The 15,711-nt window shown below is 59.4% G+C and carries 16 protein-coding genes and 1 tRNA gene; 15 read left to right on the top strand and 2 right to left on the bottom strand.

What is annotated here, in order from left to right:
• Window positions 1-74: 74 nt before the first annotated feature.
• The 3 genes from B8991_RS13145 (at window position 75) to lpdA (ending at window position 3,525) form a co-directional block, all read left to right on the top strand.
• Entirely contained in the window at window positions 75-1,337 is a 1,263-nt protein-coding gene (locus B8991_RS13145) for an MFS transporter (protein ID WP_084353451.1), read from the top strand.
• Between the two features lie 97 nt (window positions 1,338-1,434).
• Window positions 1,435-2,013, top strand: a complete 579-nt coding sequence (locus B8991_RS13140) for a DUF924 family protein (protein ID WP_084353450.1) — start codon at window positions 1,435-1,437, stop codon at window positions 2,011-2,013.
• A gap of 117 nt (window positions 2,014-2,130) precedes the next feature.
• Window positions 2,131-3,525, top strand: coding sequence for a dihydrolipoyl dehydrogenase (gene lpdA, locus B8991_RS13135; protein WP_084353449.1), 1,395 nt, complete (start codon window positions 2,131-2,133; stop codon window positions 3,523-3,525).
• 164 nt (window positions 3,526-3,689) lie between these two features.
• Here the strand turns inward: lpdA and B8991_RS13130 are convergent, their stop codons facing one another.
• A complete protein-coding gene (locus B8991_RS13130; protein ID WP_084353487.1) occupies window positions 3,690-4,343 on the bottom strand; it encodes an alpha/beta hydrolase in 654 nt (217 codons plus the stop codon).
• A 158-nt stretch (window positions 4,344-4,501) separates the two neighbouring features.
• Between B8991_RS13130 and iscR the strand changes: the two genes are divergently transcribed.
• The 12 genes from iscR (at window position 4,502) to B8991_RS22310 (ending at window position 13,790) form a co-directional block, all read left to right on the top strand.
• Window positions 4,502-4,963, top strand: a complete 462-nt coding sequence (iscR, locus tag B8991_RS13125; RefSeq protein WP_084353448.1) for a Fe-S cluster assembly transcriptional regulator IscR — start codon at window positions 4,502-4,504, stop codon at window positions 4,961-4,963.
• Between the two features lie 121 nt (window positions 4,964-5,084).
• Window positions 5,085-6,131 carry a cysteine desulfurase family protein gene (locus tag B8991_RS13120; protein WP_235866628.1) on the top strand — a complete coding sequence of 349 codons (1,047 nt, stop codon included), beginning with the start codon at window positions 5,085-5,087 and terminating at the stop codon, window positions 6,129-6,131.
• A 29-nt stretch (window positions 6,132-6,160) separates the two neighbouring features.
• Window positions 6,161-7,684 (top strand): Fe-S cluster assembly protein SufB, encoded by a 1,524-nt coding sequence (gene sufB, locus B8991_RS13115; RefSeq protein WP_084353446.1) that lies wholly within the window; start codon window positions 6,161-6,163, stop codon window positions 7,682-7,684.
• Between the two features lie 104 nt (window positions 7,685-7,788).
• Window positions 7,789-8,103 (top strand): heavy metal-binding domain-containing protein, encoded by a 315-nt coding sequence (locus B8991_RS13110; protein WP_084353445.1) that lies wholly within the window; start codon window positions 7,789-7,791, stop codon window positions 8,101-8,103.
• A gap of 3 nt (window positions 8,104-8,106) precedes the next feature.
• Window positions 8,107-8,721, top strand: coding sequence for a hypothetical protein (locus B8991_RS13105; protein ID WP_235866627.1), 615 nt, complete (start codon window positions 8,107-8,109; stop codon window positions 8,719-8,721).
• 32 nt (window positions 8,722-8,753) lie between these two features.
• Window positions 8,754-9,509 (top strand): Fe-S cluster assembly ATPase SufC, encoded by a 756-nt coding sequence (gene sufC / locus B8991_RS13100; protein WP_084353444.1) that lies wholly within the window; start codon window positions 8,754-8,756, stop codon window positions 9,507-9,509.
• Window positions 9,509-10,792 carry a SufB/SufD family protein gene (locus B8991_RS13095; protein WP_084353443.1) on the top strand — a complete coding sequence of 428 codons (1,284 nt, stop codon included), beginning with the start codon at window positions 9,509-9,511 and terminating at the stop codon, window positions 10,790-10,792. Before sufC ends, B8991_RS13095 begins: the two co-directional genes overlap by 1 nt.
• 1 nt (window position 10,793) lies before the next feature.
• Window positions 10,794-11,297: a YIP1 family protein gene (locus B8991_RS13090; protein WP_084353442.1), complete on the top strand. Its 504-nt coding sequence runs from the start codon at window positions 10,794-10,796 to the stop codon at window positions 11,295-11,297.
• Entirely contained in the window at window positions 11,294-11,884 is a 591-nt protein-coding gene (locus B8991_RS13085; RefSeq protein ID WP_179141492.1) for a YIP1 family protein, read from the top strand. Before B8991_RS13090 ends, B8991_RS13085 begins: the two co-directional genes overlap by 4 nt.
• The gene (locus tag B8991_RS13080) at window positions 11,877-13,097 is read left to right on the top strand and encodes a cysteine desulfurase (RefSeq protein ID WP_084353440.1); all 1,221 of its coding nucleotides are present in this window, start codon (window positions 11,877-11,879) and stop codon (window positions 13,095-13,097) included. Before B8991_RS13085 ends, B8991_RS13080 begins: the two co-directional genes overlap by 8 nt.
• A gap of 214 nt (window positions 13,098-13,311) precedes the next feature.
• Window positions 13,312-13,388: transfer RNA gene (locus B8991_RS13075), tRNA-Arg, on the top strand.
• 216 nt (window positions 13,389-13,604) lie between these two features.
• On the top strand, window positions 13,605-13,790 hold the full coding sequence (locus B8991_RS22310) for a hypothetical protein (protein ID WP_179141491.1): 186 nt from the start codon (window positions 13,605-13,607) through the stop codon (window positions 13,788-13,790).
• A 204-nt stretch (window positions 13,791-13,994) separates the two neighbouring features.
• Here the strand turns inward: B8991_RS22310 and ettA are convergent, their stop codons facing one another.
• Window positions 13,995-15,650 (bottom strand): energy-dependent translational throttle protein EttA, encoded by a 1,656-nt coding sequence (gene ettA / locus B8991_RS13070; RefSeq protein WP_084353439.1) that lies wholly within the window; start codon window positions 15,648-15,650, stop codon window positions 13,995-13,997.
• Window positions 15,651-15,711 lie beyond the last annotated feature (61 nt).

The following is a 15,711-nucleotide window of genomic DNA, read 5'->3' as shown; positions in this document are numbered from 1 at the left end:
GATTCTTCGCACGGCCTTTAGGCTGAAACAAAGGCCCTGGCGCCAAAACTCTCTTTCGTTCCGCCGGAGGCACGATGCTGTACGTTCTCAAAAACTCATGGGCGCTTTTGCTTGGCATGATGCTGCTGATGCTGGGCAATGGCCTTCAGGGGTCGCTTCTCAGCGTGCGGGGCGGCGAGGCGGGGTTTTCCGCCTTCCAGATGTCGATGGTCATGTCGGCCTATTTCCTGGGTTTCCTGTTCGCGTCGCGGATGACGCCCGGAATGATCCGGCGTGTTGGCCATGTCCGTGTCTTCGCAGCACTTGGGTCGTTCATTTCGGCCGTGCTGATCATGTATCCGACGTTTGAACATCCGACGGCCTGGATCATCGGCCGTGTGATCATCGGGTTTTGCTATTGCGGCGTCTATGTCACCGCCGAAAGCTGGTTGAATAACGCCGCCAGCAACGAGACCCGCGGACAGTCGCTATCGCTTTACATGATCGTGCAAATGGTCGGAATTATTGCTTCGCAGGGTTTGCTTCTGGTGCCGGATCAGTCCGGCTATCTGCTCTATGTGATTCCGTCGGTGCTGGTGTCTATCGCCTTTGCCCCGATCCTGTTGTCGATCTCGCCGACGCCGGCGTTCGAGACGACCAAACCGATGAAGCTAAGCGTGCTGTACCACACCTCGCCTTTGGGCTGTGTTGGCATGTTCTTGCTGGGCGGTGTTTTCGCATCGCAATTCGGCATGGCGGCGGTGTACGGAACGCAGGCGGGCATGACGCTGACGCAAATCTCGATGTTTGTGGCGTCGTTCTATGTTGGTGCGCTGGTGTTGCAATATCCGCTTGGCTGGCTCTCCGACCGGATGGACCGGCGCGAATTGATCACGATCTGCGCCGGTATCGGCGGTGTCGCGGCATCGGTTGCGGTCTTGCTGAACGGAAATTTCGCGCTGATGCTGGTGGCGGCCTTCCTGATCGGCGGCATGTCCAATCCGCTTTATTCGCTGCTGATCGCCTATACAAACGACTTCCTCGGGACCGAGGACATGGCCGCCTCGTCTGGTGGATTGCTGTTCATCAACGGGCTTGGTGCCATTGCGGGCCCGTTGATCACCGGCTGGATGATCGAGGTGTTTGGACCCGGCGGGTTCTTCGTGTTCATTGCCGGTCTGATGCTCTCCCTGACGGGCTATGCCCTCTACCGGATGACACAACGTGCGGCACCGTCGATTGAAGAAACCGCGGCTTATTCGCCGCTGACCGCGGGCTCGACACCCGTCGCTGTCGAGGTGGCACAGGAACTGGCAATCGAAAGCGCGCAGGACGAGCCTCAGGACGCCGCTGCATGATGTGACGGTTTGTCGTAATTTGTTACTGTTTCAAACTGTTAATGAGGTGTTAGCATTCTCGCATCTGCGGGGGGGCAAACCGCAAGGAGTGTGAGCCATGGTGGCACCTGAAGATGTTCTCAAGTTCTGGCTCGATGAAATCGGGCCAAAAGGTTGGTATCAGGGTAGCAAGGAGCTGGACGCGCAGATACGCGACAAGTTTCTTGAGAGCTGGCAAGGCGCGATGGAGGGGCGTCACGCGATGTGGCTGACCTACCCGTCCGGGGCGCTGGCCTATATCATCCTTGTCGACCAGTTCCCCCGCAACATGTTCCGCGGCACAGAGCAGTCCTTCGCGTCTGACAAGATCGGTCTGGCCGCTGCGAAACAAGCGGTCAAACGCGGCTGGGATCTGAAGATCGACGAACCTGCGCGGCAGTTTTTCTACCTGCCAATGATGCATTCGGAAAACCTGTGTGATCAGGACAGGTGCATCCGGCTGATGAGCGACCGGATGAAGGAAACCGGCACAAGCAACCTTACCCATGCACAGGCGCATCGCGAGATCATTCGCCAGTTTGGACGGTTTCCCTATCGCAATGACGCGCTTGGACGAAAGACAACCGACGCCGAAGCAGAGTTCATGGCCGCAGGCGGTTACGCAAAAATGTTGAAGCAGATCAACGTCCCGGCCTGACAGGTCCTATTCGATAACGGGCGCGGGCGGCCCCGTGTCGCCCCGGTTCCCGTTGATGCCCTTCAGCTCTTCGGCTAGCGTGCTTCGGCATGACAGAACGAACCGGAGGTCCACGCTATGGCGTCGCAAACATTCGACATGATCGTGATCGGAGCGGGGCCGGGCGGCTATGTGGCCGCCATCCGTGGCGCGCAACTCGGTCTTAATGTCGCCATTGTCGAGCGCGAACATATGGGGGGGATCTGCCTCAACTGGGGCTGCATTCCCACCAAGGCACTGCTGCGCTCGTCCGAGGTTTTTCACCTGATGCAACGGGCCGGTGACTTTGGGCTGAAGGCCGATGGCATCGGTTATGATCTGGATGCGGTGGTGAAACGCTCGCGCGGCGTGGCCAAGCAACTCAATTCCGGCATCGGCCACCTGATGAAGAAAAACAAAATCACAACCTTCATGGGCGAGGCGACGCTGCCTGCCAAAGGCCGGGTCAGAGTGAAGACCGACAACGGTACGCAGGAGCTTGAAGCCGACAATATCGTGCTGGCCACCGGAGCCCGCGCCCGGGAATTGCCGGGGCTTGAGGCGGATGGCAAACATGTCTGGACCTACAAACACGCGCTGCAACCGCCGCATATGCCCAAGCGTCTGCTGGTCATCGGATCCGGGGCCATCGGCATTGAATTTGCCAGCTTCTACAATACGCTGGGCGCGGACACGACCGTTGTCGAAGTCATGGACCGGATCCTGCCGGTCGAAGATGCCGAGATTTCGACTTTCGCAAAAAAAGCCTTTGTGAAACAGGGCATGACCATACGCGAAAAAACCATGGTCACGAAACTTGAGCGCGCTAAGGCAGGCGTCCAGGCCCATATCGAACAGGCAGGCAAGACCGAGACACAGGCATTCGACACGGTGATCTCTGCTGTGGGGATCGTTGGCAATACCGAAGGTCTGGGGCTGGACGCGCTGGACGTGAAGGTCGAAAAAACCCATGTGGTCACGGATGAATATTGTCGTACCGGTGTGCCGGGCCTCTACGCCATCGGAGACCTCGCAGGCGCGCCCTGGCTTGCACACAAAGCCAGCCACGAAGGCGTGATGGTTGCGGAACTCATAGCAGGCGGTCAGCCGCACAGCGTATCACCCGAAGCGATTGCCGGCTGCACCTATTGCCAGCCGCAAATCGCCAGCGTCGGTCTGACAGAGGCGCAGGCCAAAGAGAAAGGTTTTGACATCAATGTGGGCCGTTTCCCATTCATCGGAAATGGCAAGGCTATTGCTCTTGGCGAGGCGGAAGGCCTGATAAAGACCATATTCGACGCCAAGACCGGCGCGCTGCTTGGTGCCCATATGGTCGGTGCCGAGGTCACCGAACTGATCCAGGGCTATGTCGTCGCCCGACAGCTTGAGACAACCGAAGAAGACCTGATGCAAACCGTCTTCCCGCATCCGACCCTGTCAGAGATGATGCATGAAAGCGTGCTGGATGCCTACGGCCGCGCAATCCACGTCTGACTCCCCATAAAATGGGCAAAGAAAAAACCAATCACTGCTTCTTCTTGGTAAAAATACTCCGGGGTGTGTGAGGGGCTGGCCCCTCACTCCCGCAATTTCAAACAGGCATGTCGGATAATTCATCACAAAAAGGGTTCAACACCCATTTGCCTGTGCTCACCTGCTCAGCGCGTGTTTTCCGTCAGGCGGCGCTTCACATATTCAGAAACGTTTCCGATCATCGTGTCCATATGCGGCTCTTCAAAGAAATGGCCCGCGCCGTCGATCTCCTGATGGGTGACGGTGATGCCTTTCTGTTCGTGCAGCTTGCCCACAAGCGTCCGTGTATCCGCAGGCGGCGCAACGCGGTCCGTGGTGCCGTTGATCACCAGGCCAGAGGACGGGCAGGGTGCCAGGAAGGAAAAATCATACATATTGGCAGGAGGGCTGACAGAGATGAAGCCGGTGATCTCGGGGCGGCGCATGAGCAGCTGCATGCCGATCCATGCCCCGAAACTGAAACCCGCAACCCAGCAATGCTTGGAGTTGTTGTTCATCGATTGCAGGTAATCAAGGGCCGAGGCCGCATCCGACAGCTCGCCAATGCCCTGATCGTACTCACCCTGACTGCGCCCCACACCGCGGAAATTGAACCGCAGGACCGTGAAGCCCATGTTGTAAAACGCATAATGCAGGTTGTAGACAACCTTGTTGTTCATCGTTCCGCCAAATTGCGGATGCGGGTGCAGCACGATGGCGATCGGCGCGTCGCGTTCCTTTTGCGGGTGGTAGCGGCCTTCGAGGCGGCCTTCGGGTCCGGGAAAAATCACCTCGGGCATGGTCGGGTCTGGCTCCTGGTAGGGTGCGGCAATATTCTTGACGAAATCACTCAAGCACCTTAGAATGGTTCTAATCCGGCTTGAGGCCGGTCAGGCTGCATGGCAGATAAGCCCTGCGGCAGCAGACGTCAATCGTTTCGCGAGGGGAGTTCGGTGCGTTGAAACTAAGCACGAAGGGGCGTTATGCCATGGTGGCACTGGTTGATATTGCTCTTCAGCCGCAAGGCGATCTGGTGACGCTTGGGGATATTGCCAAACGTCAGGACGTTTCGTTGCCTTATCTCGAGCAGCTTTTTGTCAAGCTGCGGCGTTCTGGGCTGGTGGATTCGGTCCGCGGCCCGGGCGGGGGGTATCGTCTGGCGCGTCCAGCGAGCGAGATTCGCGTTGTCGAAGTTTTGGCGGCCGTGGATGAGACAGTTGATGCGATGCATAAGGGCGCGGGTGCGTCAGGTGGGCTGTCGGGCAGTCGCGCGCAATCGCTGACCAACCGTTTGTGGGAGGGATTGAGCGCGCATGTCTATGTGTTTCTGCATCAGACCCGCCTTTCGGATATCGTGGGTAACGGGTTGGCACCCTGTCCGGCGGTACCAACCTTGTTCGCCGTGGTGGATGAGGAATGATGTCGCTCTGTGACAGGCCGTTTGCGCGCGTCTTGCGCGCCCGAAGGAGGGGGCCAGCCCCCTCTGCCGCCTGCGGCGGCATTCACCCCCGGAGTATTTTTGCCAAGAAGAAGGGTTGGGTGTGAAGTCGCGCGTTTACCTTGATTATAATGCGACGGCGTTGTTGCGGGTCGAGGCGCGTGACGCGATGATTTCGGCGATGGATGTTGTAGGCAATCCGTCATCGGTGCATTCAGAAGGTCGCGCCGCAAAAGCGATTGTCGAGAAAGCTCGGGCGCAAGTGGCGGCAGCCCTGGGAGCGGAAGGTGCGGATATTGTCTTTACATCGGGTGCCACCGAGGCGGCGGCTTTGGCCTGTATCGGCAGGAAGCTGGACGGGGCGGCGATAGAGCATGATGCGGTGATGGCTTGGGTATCAGACGGCCTGGTTGTCGATGGTGCGGGGCATGTGACGGTAACGCACCCCGAAGGCAGTGCCTTGCAACAGGCCAATTCCGAGACCGGGGTGGTGCAGGACTTGCCGCAGGGGTTGGCTGTCAGCGATATGACGCAGGCTTTTGGAAAGCTGCCCTTTGCGTTCAACTGGTCGGGCGCGCAGATGGCGCTGATCTCGGCGCATAAGCTGGGTGGCCCAAAAGGTGTGGGCGCGCTGGTGATGAAGCGGGGCACGGATCTGGCTGCACAGATTCGGGGCGGCGGGCAGGAGATGGGGCGTCGGTCCGGAACGGAGAATGTTATCGGGATCGCGGGATTCGGTGCCGCGGCAGAGGCGGCGGCGCGAGACCTTGATGCCGGTATTTGGGATCGGGTCGAAAAACTTAGAAACATTCTAGAAATAGCTATTGAGGCTGGCGCAAAAGAGACTATTTTAGTCGGGAAATCAGCGCGTCGTCTGCCCAACACCTCTTGCCTTGCGACGCCGGGCTGGAAGGGGGAGACGCAGGTCATGCAGATGGATCTTGCGGGCTTTGCCATTTCGGCGGGCTCTGCCTGTTCCAGTGGCAAGGTGCGCGCCAGTCGCGTACTGACCGCGATGGGATATGACGAGGCCGTGGCGGCGAGCGCGATCCGCGTGTCACTGGGGCCTGCGACGACAGAGGATGAAGTGCTGCGTTTCGCTGAAACGTGGCTGGAGAAGTATCACAGACACCGGGCCCGCGCCGCTTGAGGCCCGGGATTCGAGCGAAGGAGACAGACATGTCGGCATTGGATACCACAAACGTCAAGGAAGGCGTGGACCGCGAGACCGTTGACGCGGTGCGTGAGGTTGGCGGCAAGTACAAGTACGGCTGGAACACCGAGATCGAGATGGAATATGCCCCCAAAGGGCTGACTCCGGATATCGTGCGGCTGATCTCGGACAAAAACGGCGAACCGGAATGGATGACCGACTGGCGGTTGGCGGCTTACGATCGCTGGTTGCAGAAGGAAGAGCCGGACTGGGCGATGGTCGATTATCCCGAGATCGACTTTCAGGACCAGTATTACTATGCCCGTCCCAAAAGCATGGCCGAAAAGCCCAAGTCTCTGGATGACGTCGATCCAAAACTGTTGGACACCTACAAGAAGCTGGGCATTCCGTTAAAGGAGCAGATGATCCTTGCCGGTGTCGAAGGGGCAGAGGCCGCGCCCGCAGAAGGCCGCAAGGTTGCAGTGGATGCGGTGTTCGATTCCGTATCCGTCGGCACGACCTTCCAGAAAGAGCTGAAAGCCGCCGGCGTGATCTTCTGTTCGATCTCCGAGGCGATCCGCGACCATCCCGATCTGGTGAAGAAGTACCTCGGCTCCGTTGTGCCGGTGTCGGACAACTTCTATGCGACATTGAACAGCGCCGTGTTCAGCGACGGGTCGTTTGTCTACGTGCCACCGGGCGTGCGCTGCCCGATGGAGCTGTCCACGTATTTCCGGATCAACGCCGAGAACACGGGGCAGTTCGAACGGACGCTGATCATTGCCGACAAGGGCTCTTATGTCAGCTATCTTGAAGGCTGCACCGCCCCGATGCGCGACACCTCGCAGCTTCACGCTGCGGTGGTGGAGATCATCATCGAGGAAGATGCCGAGGTGAAATATTCCACGGTGCAGAACTGGTATCCGGGGGACGAGAATGGCAAGGGCGGGATCTACAATTTCGTCACGAAGCGCGCCGATTGCCGGGGCGACCGGGCCAAGGTGATGTGGACGCAGGTCGAGACCGGCTCTGCCGTGACGTGGAAATACCCGTCCTGCATCCTGCGCGGCGATGACAGCCAGGGCGAGTTCTACTCGATTGCCATCACCAACCACCACCAGCAGGCCGATACCGGCACCAAGATGGTGCATTTGGGCAAGCGCACCAAGTCGCGCATCGTGTCCAAGGGGATTTCGGCGGGCGTGGCGCAGAACACCTATCGCGGGCTTGTCTCGATGCACCCCAAGGCGAAGGAATCGCGCAACTATACGCAATGCGACAGCCTGCTGATCGGCGACAAATGCGGGGCGCATACCGTGCCCTATATCGAGGTGCGCAACAATTCGAGCCGGGTAGAGCATGAGGCGACCACGTCCAAGGTGGATGACGACCAGATGTTCTATTGCCGTCAGCGCGGCATGGACGAGGAAGAGGCCGTCGCGCTGATTGTCAACGGGTTCGCCAAAGAGGTGTTGCAAGCCCTGCCGATGGAATTTGCCATGGAAGCACAACAGCTGGTTGCGATCTCGCTGGAAGGGTCGGTGGGGTGACCAGGCGATAAACGCGCTGTTCACGGCGTCGGTTCTGCAAGGGCACCGGTTCAAAAAGACCAGCGTTCCAAGGCAAGCGCCAAATTCCTGACAGGAGAACGGACATGATCCTGACCACCACAAACTCTGTCGAGGGGTATTCCATCGCAGAATACAAGGGCATCGTCGTGGGCGAGGCGATCATGGGCGCGAATGTCGTGCGCGACGTGTTTGCCTCGATCACCGATATTGTCGGCGGGCGGTCGGGCGCATACGAATCCAAGTTGCAGGATGCGCGCGACACCGCGCTGCGAGAGTTGGAGGACCGGGCCGCCGCGTTGGGGGCAACCGCGGTTGTCGGCATTGATCTGGATTACGAGGTCGTGGGCCAGTCGATGCTGATGGTCTCGGCCAGTGGGACGGCGGTACGGCTGGGCTGAACGATGAACACCACTGTCATCACACAGGCGCGGCAGACGCGCCCGGAATTGACCATGCCCGTGCCGGAGGCTGCTTTGCTGCGCGCCGAATACGCGCGGGCAGAGGTCATTCTTGAATATGGCAGTGGTGGATCCACGGTGCTGGCGGCCGAGATGCCGGGCAAGACGGTGTTCTCGGTGGAAAGTGACAACGGCTGGGCGCAGATGATGCGTGCCTGGTTCAACGACAATCCGCCGAGCGAAGGCACGTCAGTCGATGTGATCTGGTCCGATGTGGGCGAGACAAAAGAATGGGGACGTCCGGTTGATGACAGTCAGTGGCGGCGCTATCCGCGTTACCCGCTGGAGGTCTGGGGCCTGCCGGAATTTCGTCAGCCCGATGTGGTGCTGGTGGATGGTCGGTTCCGCGAAGGCTGTGCCTTGGCGGCGGCATTCATGGCACAGCGTCCCTTGGTGCTGCTGTTCGATGACTACGCGCAGCGCAAGAATTATCATGCGGTCGAGGAATTCCTTGGCACGCCGGAGATGACCGGGCGGATGGCCCGGTTTGATGTAACACCGCAACCCGTGCCACCGGCGCAGCTCTTGCGGATCATGCAGTTGATGGTGCGCCCCTGAGCGCGCCAGATGGGACAACGGAAGGAAAATAAATGCTTGAGATCAAGAACCTGCACGTCGAACTTGAAGAAGAGGATAAGCAGATCCTCAAAGGCGTCAACCTGACCGTTGAGGCAGGTAAGGTACATGCGATCATGGGGCCAAACGGATCGGGCAAATCGACCCTGTCCTATGTGCTTGCGGGTCGCGATGGCTATGATGTGACCGAAGGATCGGCCACGCTGGAAGGCGAGGATCTGCTGGGTCTGGACCCCGAAGAGCGTGCGTCGCTTGGTCTGTTCCTAGCCTTTCAATATCCGGTGGAAATCCCCGGCGTCGGCAACATGACGTTTCTGCGCACGGCTGTGAACGCGCAGCGCAAGGCGCGCGGCGAAGACGAAATGTCCGCGACAGAATTCCTCAAGGAAATCAGAGCCAAGGCCAAGGAACTTCAGATCGATGCGGAGATGCTGAAGCGGCCCGTCAATGTAGGGTTCTCGGGTGGCGAGAAAAAGCGCAACGAGATCCTGCAAATGGCGATGCTGGAACCGAAGATGTGTATTCTGGACGAGACCGATTCCGGTCTTGATGTGGATGCGATGAAGCTGGTCGCTGACGGCGTGAACGCGTTGCGTGGCGCAGGCCGTGGTTTTCTGGTCATCACCCACTATCAACGTCTGCTGAACCACATCAAACCGGACGTGGTGCATATCATGTCGAACGGACGGATCGTGAAAACCGGCGGACCGGAACTGGCGCTTGAGGTCGAAGAAAACGGCTATGGCGACATTCTGGCGGAGGCAGTGTAATGGCAATCGCACAAGCAAAACTGGACGCGACAGATGCGCGTCTGGCCACCCTCAGCCTGCCGGAAGGCGGCTGGGCCGAGCCTGCGCGCCGCGATGCGCTGGCCCGTGTGCAGGCAACCGGCCTGCCGGGGCGTCGGGATGAGTATTGGAAATACACCCGGCCCGACATGCTGACGGCAGAAACCGCCGCCGAAGCCGCTATTTTCGACGCGGACGAAGCGCCGGTCTTCGGTGAGGTTGACCAGTTGAAACTGGTTTTCGTCGATGGTGTATTCGATGCTGCTGCCTCTGACGATCTGGCGCTGGATCATGTGCGCATCGAACGTCTGGCAGAGGCCGGCTCGGCGGACATCCATTGGGCGCGTGATCTGTACGGCACATTGGAGACCGCTGGGCAGACGCCCGTCGCGCGCACGCTGGCGGCGCTCAACACGGCGTTTGCGAGTGACGGCGTGCTGATCCATGTGACCGGCGCGGCCCCCAAACCCATCGCGCTTGTCTACCATCACGCCGACCCGAAATCGGACGTCATGCTGCATCATGTGATCCGCATGGACGCGGGCGCGGCGCTGACCCTGCTGGAAAGCGGCCCCGTCGCGGCACGGTGCAACATGGTGATGGAGATCGACGTGGCAGACAACGCCGCGTTCAACCATGTCCGCGTTCAGGGTCGCGATCACGAGCGTCAGGCCGCCACGCATATCTTCACGCGGCTGGGGCAGGAAAGCCGGTTCAAATCCTTCACCATGACGGCCAATGGCGTGATGACGCGCAATGAATGCGTGATCGAGCTGACCGGCGACGATGCCTCTGCGCATGTTGCAGGGGCGTGCATGGGCGACGGCGATTTTCTGCATGACGACACCGTGTTCATCACCCATGATGCGGTGAATTGCGAAAGCCGTCAGGTCTTCAAGAAAGTTCTGCGCAACGGTGCGACCGGTGTTTTCCAGGGCAAGATCCTTGTGAAGGCAGGCGCGCAGAAGACCGATGGCTATCAGATCAGCCAGTCGCTTTTGCTGGATGGGGACAGCCAGTTTCTCGCCAAGCCAGAGCTGGAGATCTATGCCGACGATGTGGCCTGTTCACATGGCTCCACCTCGGGTGCGATCGACGAGGATGCGCTGTTCTATCTGCGGGCGCGCGGCATTCCGCATGGGATCGCGACCGACCTTCTGACGCTGTCCTTTCTGGCCGAAGCGGTAGAGGAAATCGAGGATCCGGATCTTGCCGAAGAGATCGTGACCCGCATGGAAGCGTGGCTCGCGCGGCGGCGCGGATAGGGTGCCGGTCACCCAGGACATCGTGGCCACCTATCGCGGGCCAGGGCGCGTGATGCATCGCCTGTTGTCGATGGGCCAGCGCGAGGATCGCGCGATTGCCATCGTGATGGCGGGCTGCGCGGTGATCTTCGTCGCGCAGCTGCCGCGTCTGGCACGCGAGGCGCACCTGACCGGGGAAGAGCTGAACCCGATGCTGGGGGCCTCGCTGCTGGCCTGGGTCTTTATCGCGCCGCTGATGCTATATGCGCTGGCGGCGCTCAGCCATCTTGTTGCGCGCCTGCTTGGAGGGCGCGGAAGCTGGTTCGATGCGCGTCTGGCATTGTTCTGGGCGGTGCTGGCGTCTTCTCCGCTGATGTTGCTGAACGGGTTGGTGGCCGGTTTCATCGGGCCCGGCCCGGCGCTTAGCTTTGTCGGGTTGCTATGGCTGGCCATCTTCGGCTGGTTCTGGGCGCGTTGCCTCTGGGTGGCAGAGCGTCCTCAGACGTCCGTGGGGGCAGGGGCATGAGCCCGCAAGCCTTCCTTCAGCTTGCGGTGCAGACGGTGCTGGCACCGCGCGATATTGCCCGGCTGCTGATCTCTGCCCGGTTGGGGCGAGAGGCATTGCTGACCGCCTTTGCGCTGGTCGTGGCGTTGAACACGCTGGTCTTTGCGGGGATGGCCGTCCTCATGCCGCCTGACCCCTCCGTGGCAATCGGAAATCTGTCGCCTCTGGCATTCATGTTGCTTCTTGGCGGATCGGTGGCCACGGCTGCCGTAGTGATCACTTGGGCCGGTCGCGCGATGGGCGGCACCGCGAAGTTCGAAGACATTGCCCTGCTGCTGATCTGGCTTCAAGCGCTGCGCTTTCTGATGCAAGTGGCGCTGATCCTGATCAGCCTTGCTCTGCCGGGGGCCGGCGTTCTTGTGGTGATCGCGGCAGCTGTCGCGGGACTGTGGGTCATGCTTAACTTTATCGATGCGGCGCATGGGTTTGGCAGCCTTGGAAAATCCGTCTTCGTGCTTTTCATTTCGCTTCTGGGCGCGGTGGTGGGCCTTTCAATTCTGCTGTCCCTTGTCGGGACTTCTACACTGGGACTAAGCAACTATGTATGACGTGACGCAGATCCGAGCCGACTTTCCGATCCTCTCGCGGCAGGTCAACAACAAGCCACTGGTCTATCTGGACAACGGTGCGTCAGCGCAGAAGCCGCAGGTTGTGATTGATGCCATCACCACGGCCTATGCACAGGAATATTCCAACGTGCATCGCGGGTTGCACTACCTGTCCAATCTCGCGACAGAGAAGTATGAAGCGGTGCGCGGCACCATCGCGCAGTTTCTTGGTGCGATGGACGAGCATGAGATCGTCATGAATTCCGGCACGACCGAAGGCATCAACACCGTCGCCTATGGCTGGGCCATGCCGCGGATGGAGCCGGGCGACGAGATCATCCTGTCAGTGATGGAGCATCACGCCAATATCGTGCCCTGGCATTTCCTGCGCGAGCGTCAGGGCGTTGTCCTGAAATGGGTCGATGTCGACGAGACGGGCGCGCTCGATCCGCAAAAACTGCTGGATGCGATCACGCCCAAGACCAAGCTGATCGCAGTCACCCATATGTCCAACGTGCTGGGCACCATGGTGGACGTGAAAGCGATCTGCGATGGCGCGCGCGAAAAGGGCGTTCCGGTGCTCGTCGATGGCAGTCAGGCGGCGGTGCATATGCCGGTGAACGTGGCCGAGATCGGGTGTGATTTCTACGCGATCACCGGGCATAAACTTTACGGACCGTCAGGCTCCGGGGCGATTTATATCCGTGCCGACCGTCAGGCCGAAATGCGCCCCTTCATGGGCGGTGGCGACATGATCCGCGAGGTTCACAAGGATGAGATCACCTATAACGACCCGCCGATGCGGTTCGAGGCCGGTACGCCCGGCATCGTGCAGATGATCGGGCTGGGCACGGCGCTGGATTACATGACCGGTGTCGGCATGAGAAATATCGCTGCACATGAGGCTGGATTGCGGGACTATGCGCAATCAAAGCTGGACGGGCTGAACTGGCTTCAGGTGCAGGGCCACGCGAAAGGCAAGGGCGCGATCTTCTCCTTCACGCTGGACGGGGCGGCGCATGCGCATGACATCTCGACCATCCTCGACAAGAAGGGCGTGGCGGTGCGTGCAGGTCATCACTGCGCAGGTCCGTTGATGGATCATCTGGGCGTTACCGCCACCTGCCGGGCGTCCTTCGGCATGTATAACACCACGCAGGAGGTCGACGTGCTGATCGACGCGCTTGAACTGGCCCACGATTTGTTCGGCTGAGTGAGAATTCTCTGGCGTCTGAGCCGGAATTTATTATTGCAGTCACAGGTCGCGGCGGCTATACGCCGATCTCAGGCACTCGTAGCTCAACCGGACAGAGCGTCGCCCTCCGAAGGCTTTGGGATATGGGTGCAAGACGTTGAAAGGTAAGATGGAAATAAAACGGCAATCGCGGGATCGTACAGAAACCGCACAGATACGCCGCTGAAAACGCGGTCCCGTAGCTCAGCTGGATAGAGTGCTCGCCTCCGAAGCGAGAGGTCACAGGTTCGAATCCTGTCGGGACCGCCATCCTTTCACCAACTCGACAGCCCCCAATTCCCGGAACGATCCTCCACAGCCGTCCAGTCAGTTGCAGGCAGCAATCTGATATGGTGAGGTTGGCCACATCCAAGAACACTCCTGTCTCAGCTATGGCAAGTCATGGATAACTGAAAAGTTGAAGGAGGCCGGCCCGAACACCGGTTCTGTATTGGGCGTTTACTGCGCCAGAACGACATATCCGTGATGGAGAACTGGCAAACACAAGGTCACGACGCGCAGCAATCATACGTTCAACATCGCGTTCAACTTGCTGGCTTGGGATTGCAAAGCGGATCAATCGAACCAGAAATGGGCTGGAGAATTCGCGCCGAAGCACTCGACCGATTGCTCAAACGGGATATAATTGAATGTGTTGCGACGGTCGGTTGACTCCGCCCAATACTGTTCCCCCGACGATCACAAGATCCTGCGCACTGCTTTCGTGCTGGTCCTGATCCTATTCAAACAATGCAAGTGATATTGTCAAAGCTAGAGAAGGCGGTGAGGGCAGCAAGGACAAGTAGCCGAGATTTCCAGCTCTCTGCTACTTGACCGTTAATAGCCGTGCCTGGTTGCGATTCCGGCAACCTATGCTCACCTCACGAACTTTTTGAACTTCACCCGTTTCGGTTCCAGCGCGTCGACGCCGAGGCGGCGTTTCTTGTCTTCCTCGTAATCTTCGAAGTTGCCTTCGAACCATTCGACATGCGCGTCGCCTTCGAAGGCGAGCATATGCGTGCAGATCCGGTCAAGGAAGAAGCGGTCGTGGGAGATGACCACGGCGCAGCCTGCAAAATCCACCAGCGCATCTTCAAGCGCGCGTAGGGTTTCGACGTCCAGATCGTTGGTCGGCTCATCCAGCAGCAACACGTTGCCACCCTCTTTCAGCAGCCGCGCCATGTGAACGCGGTTGCGCTCGCCGCCTGACAGCAGGCCGACCTTCTTCTGCTGGTCGCCGCCCTTGAAGTTGAAAGATCCGCAATAGGCGCGAGAGTTGACCTCGGCATCGCCCAGCTTGATCACTTCGGCACCGCCCGAGATTGCCTGCCATACGGTGTCATCGGCGTTCAGGTCGTCGCGCGACTGGTCAACATAGGACAGTTGCACGGTGTCGCCATAGGACACGGACCCTTCGTCGGGCTGTTCCTGCCCGGTGAGCATCTTGAACAGCGTTGATTTACCCGCGCCGTTGGGACCGATCACGCCGACAATGCCGCCGGGGGGCAGGCTGAAGTCAAGATTCTCGATCAACAGCTTGTCGCCCATAGCTTTTTTCAGGTTCTCGACCTCGATCACCTTGGCACCCAGACGGGGCCCGTTGGGGATGACGATCTGAGCTTTTCCGACTTTTTCGCGTTCGGACTGCCCGGCAAGTTCTTCATAGGCCTGAATACGCGCTTTGGATTTGGCCTGACGGGCCTTCTGGCCCTGCTGCATCCATTCCAATTCGCGTTCCAGCGTCTTTTGCTTGGACTTGTCCTCGCGGGCCTCTTGCGACAGGCGCTTGGCTTTCTGTTCCAGCCAAGAGGAATAGTTGCCCTCATATGGCATGCCGCGGCCGCGATCGAGCTCAAGGATCCAGCCGGTGATGTCATCCAGGAAATAGCGGTCATGGGTGACGATCAGGATGGTGCCCTTATAGGCGATCAGGTGGTTTTGCAGCCAGGCGATGGTTTCGGCGTCAAGGTGGTTGGTCGGTTCGTCCAAGAGCAGCATGTCGGGCGCTTCAAGCAGCAGCTTGCACAGCGCGACGCGGCGCTTTTCACCGCCCGACAGCGTGGTGACATCGGCATCGTCGGGGGGGCAGCGCAGGGCCTCCATCGCGACGTCGATCTGGCTGTCCAGATCCCACAGGTCGTTGCTGTCGATTTCGTCCTGAAGGGCGGCCATCTCGTCGGCGGTCTCGTCCGAGTAGTTCATCGCCAATTCGTTGAACCGGTCGAGCTTGGCCTGCTTGGAGGCCACACCCAGCATGACATTTTCGCGCACGCTGAGGCTTTCGTCGAGCGTGGGTTCCTGCGGCAGATAGCCGACCTTGGCACCCTCGGCGGCCCAGGCCTCGCCGGTGAAATCCTTGTCGATCCCGGCCATGATCTTCATCAGGGTGGACTTACCCGAGCCGTTCACGCCGACAACGCCGATCTTCACGCCGGGCAGGAAGCTGAGCCGGATATTTTCGAAGCATTTCTTGCCGCCGGGATAGGTCTTGGAGACACCATCCATGTGGTAGACGTACTGATAAGCTGCCATGTCTGAAACGATCCTGCTCTGTCCTGAAAGTGTTGACTGCATATAGACTGCCTGACAGTTG

The sequence above is a fragment of the Primorskyibacter flagellatus genome, from assembly GCF_900176485.1.
Classification (GTDB): domain Bacteria; phylum Pseudomonadota; class Alphaproteobacteria; order Rhodobacterales; family Rhodobacteraceae; genus Primorskyibacter; species Primorskyibacter flagellatus.
The sequence above is the reverse complement of the archived record's forward strand: the minus strand, read 5'-3'. Positions and strand labels throughout refer to the sequence as shown.

Bases quoted from the DNA above. Each gene is read 5' to 3' on its own strand.
- B8991_RS13145 (WP_084353451.1), top strand. From the start codon at position 75: ATGCTGTACGTTCTCAAAAACTCATGGGCGCTTTTGCTTGGCATGATG.
- B8991_RS13140 (WP_084353450.1), top strand. From the start codon at position 1,435: ATGGTGGCACCTGAAGATGTTCTCAAGTTCTGGCTCGATGAAATCGGG.
- lpdA (WP_084353449.1), top strand. From the start codon at position 2,131: ATGGCGTCGCAAACATTCGACATGATCGTGATCGGAGCGGGGCCGGGC.
- B8991_RS13130 (WP_084353487.1), bottom strand. From the start codon at position 4,343: ATGCCCGAGGTGATTTTTCCCGGACCCGAAGGCCGCCTCGAAGGCCGC.
- sufB (WP_084353446.1), top strand. From the start codon at position 6,161: ATGTCGGCATTGGATACCACAAACGTCAAGGAAGGCGTGGACCGCGAG.
- B8991_RS13110 (WP_084353445.1), top strand. From the start codon at position 7,789: ATGATCCTGACCACCACAAACTCTGTCGAGGGGTATTCCATCGCAGAA.
- B8991_RS13105 (WP_235866627.1), top strand. From the start codon at position 8,107: ATGAACACCACTGTCATCACACAGGCGCGGCAGACGCGCCCGGAATTG.
- sufC (WP_084353444.1), top strand. From the start codon at position 8,754: ATGCTTGAGATCAAGAACCTGCACGTCGAACTTGAAGAAGAGGATAAG.
- B8991_RS13095 (WP_084353443.1), top strand. From the start codon at position 9,509: ATGGCAATCGCACAAGCAAAACTGGACGCGACAGATGCGCGTCTGGCC.
- B8991_RS13085 (WP_179141492.1), top strand. From the start codon at position 11,294: ATGAGCCCGCAAGCCTTCCTTCAGCTTGCGGTGCAGACGGTGCTGGCA.
- B8991_RS13080 (WP_084353440.1), top strand. From the start codon at position 11,877: ATGTATGACGTGACGCAGATCCGAGCCGACTTTCCGATCCTCTCGCGG.
- B8991_RS22310 (WP_179141491.1), top strand. From the start codon at position 13,605: ATGGAGAACTGGCAAACACAAGGTCACGACGCGCAGCAATCATACGTT.
- ettA (WP_084353439.1), bottom strand. From the start codon at position 15,650: ATGGCAGCTTATCAGTACGTCTACCACATGGATGGTGTCTCCAAGACC.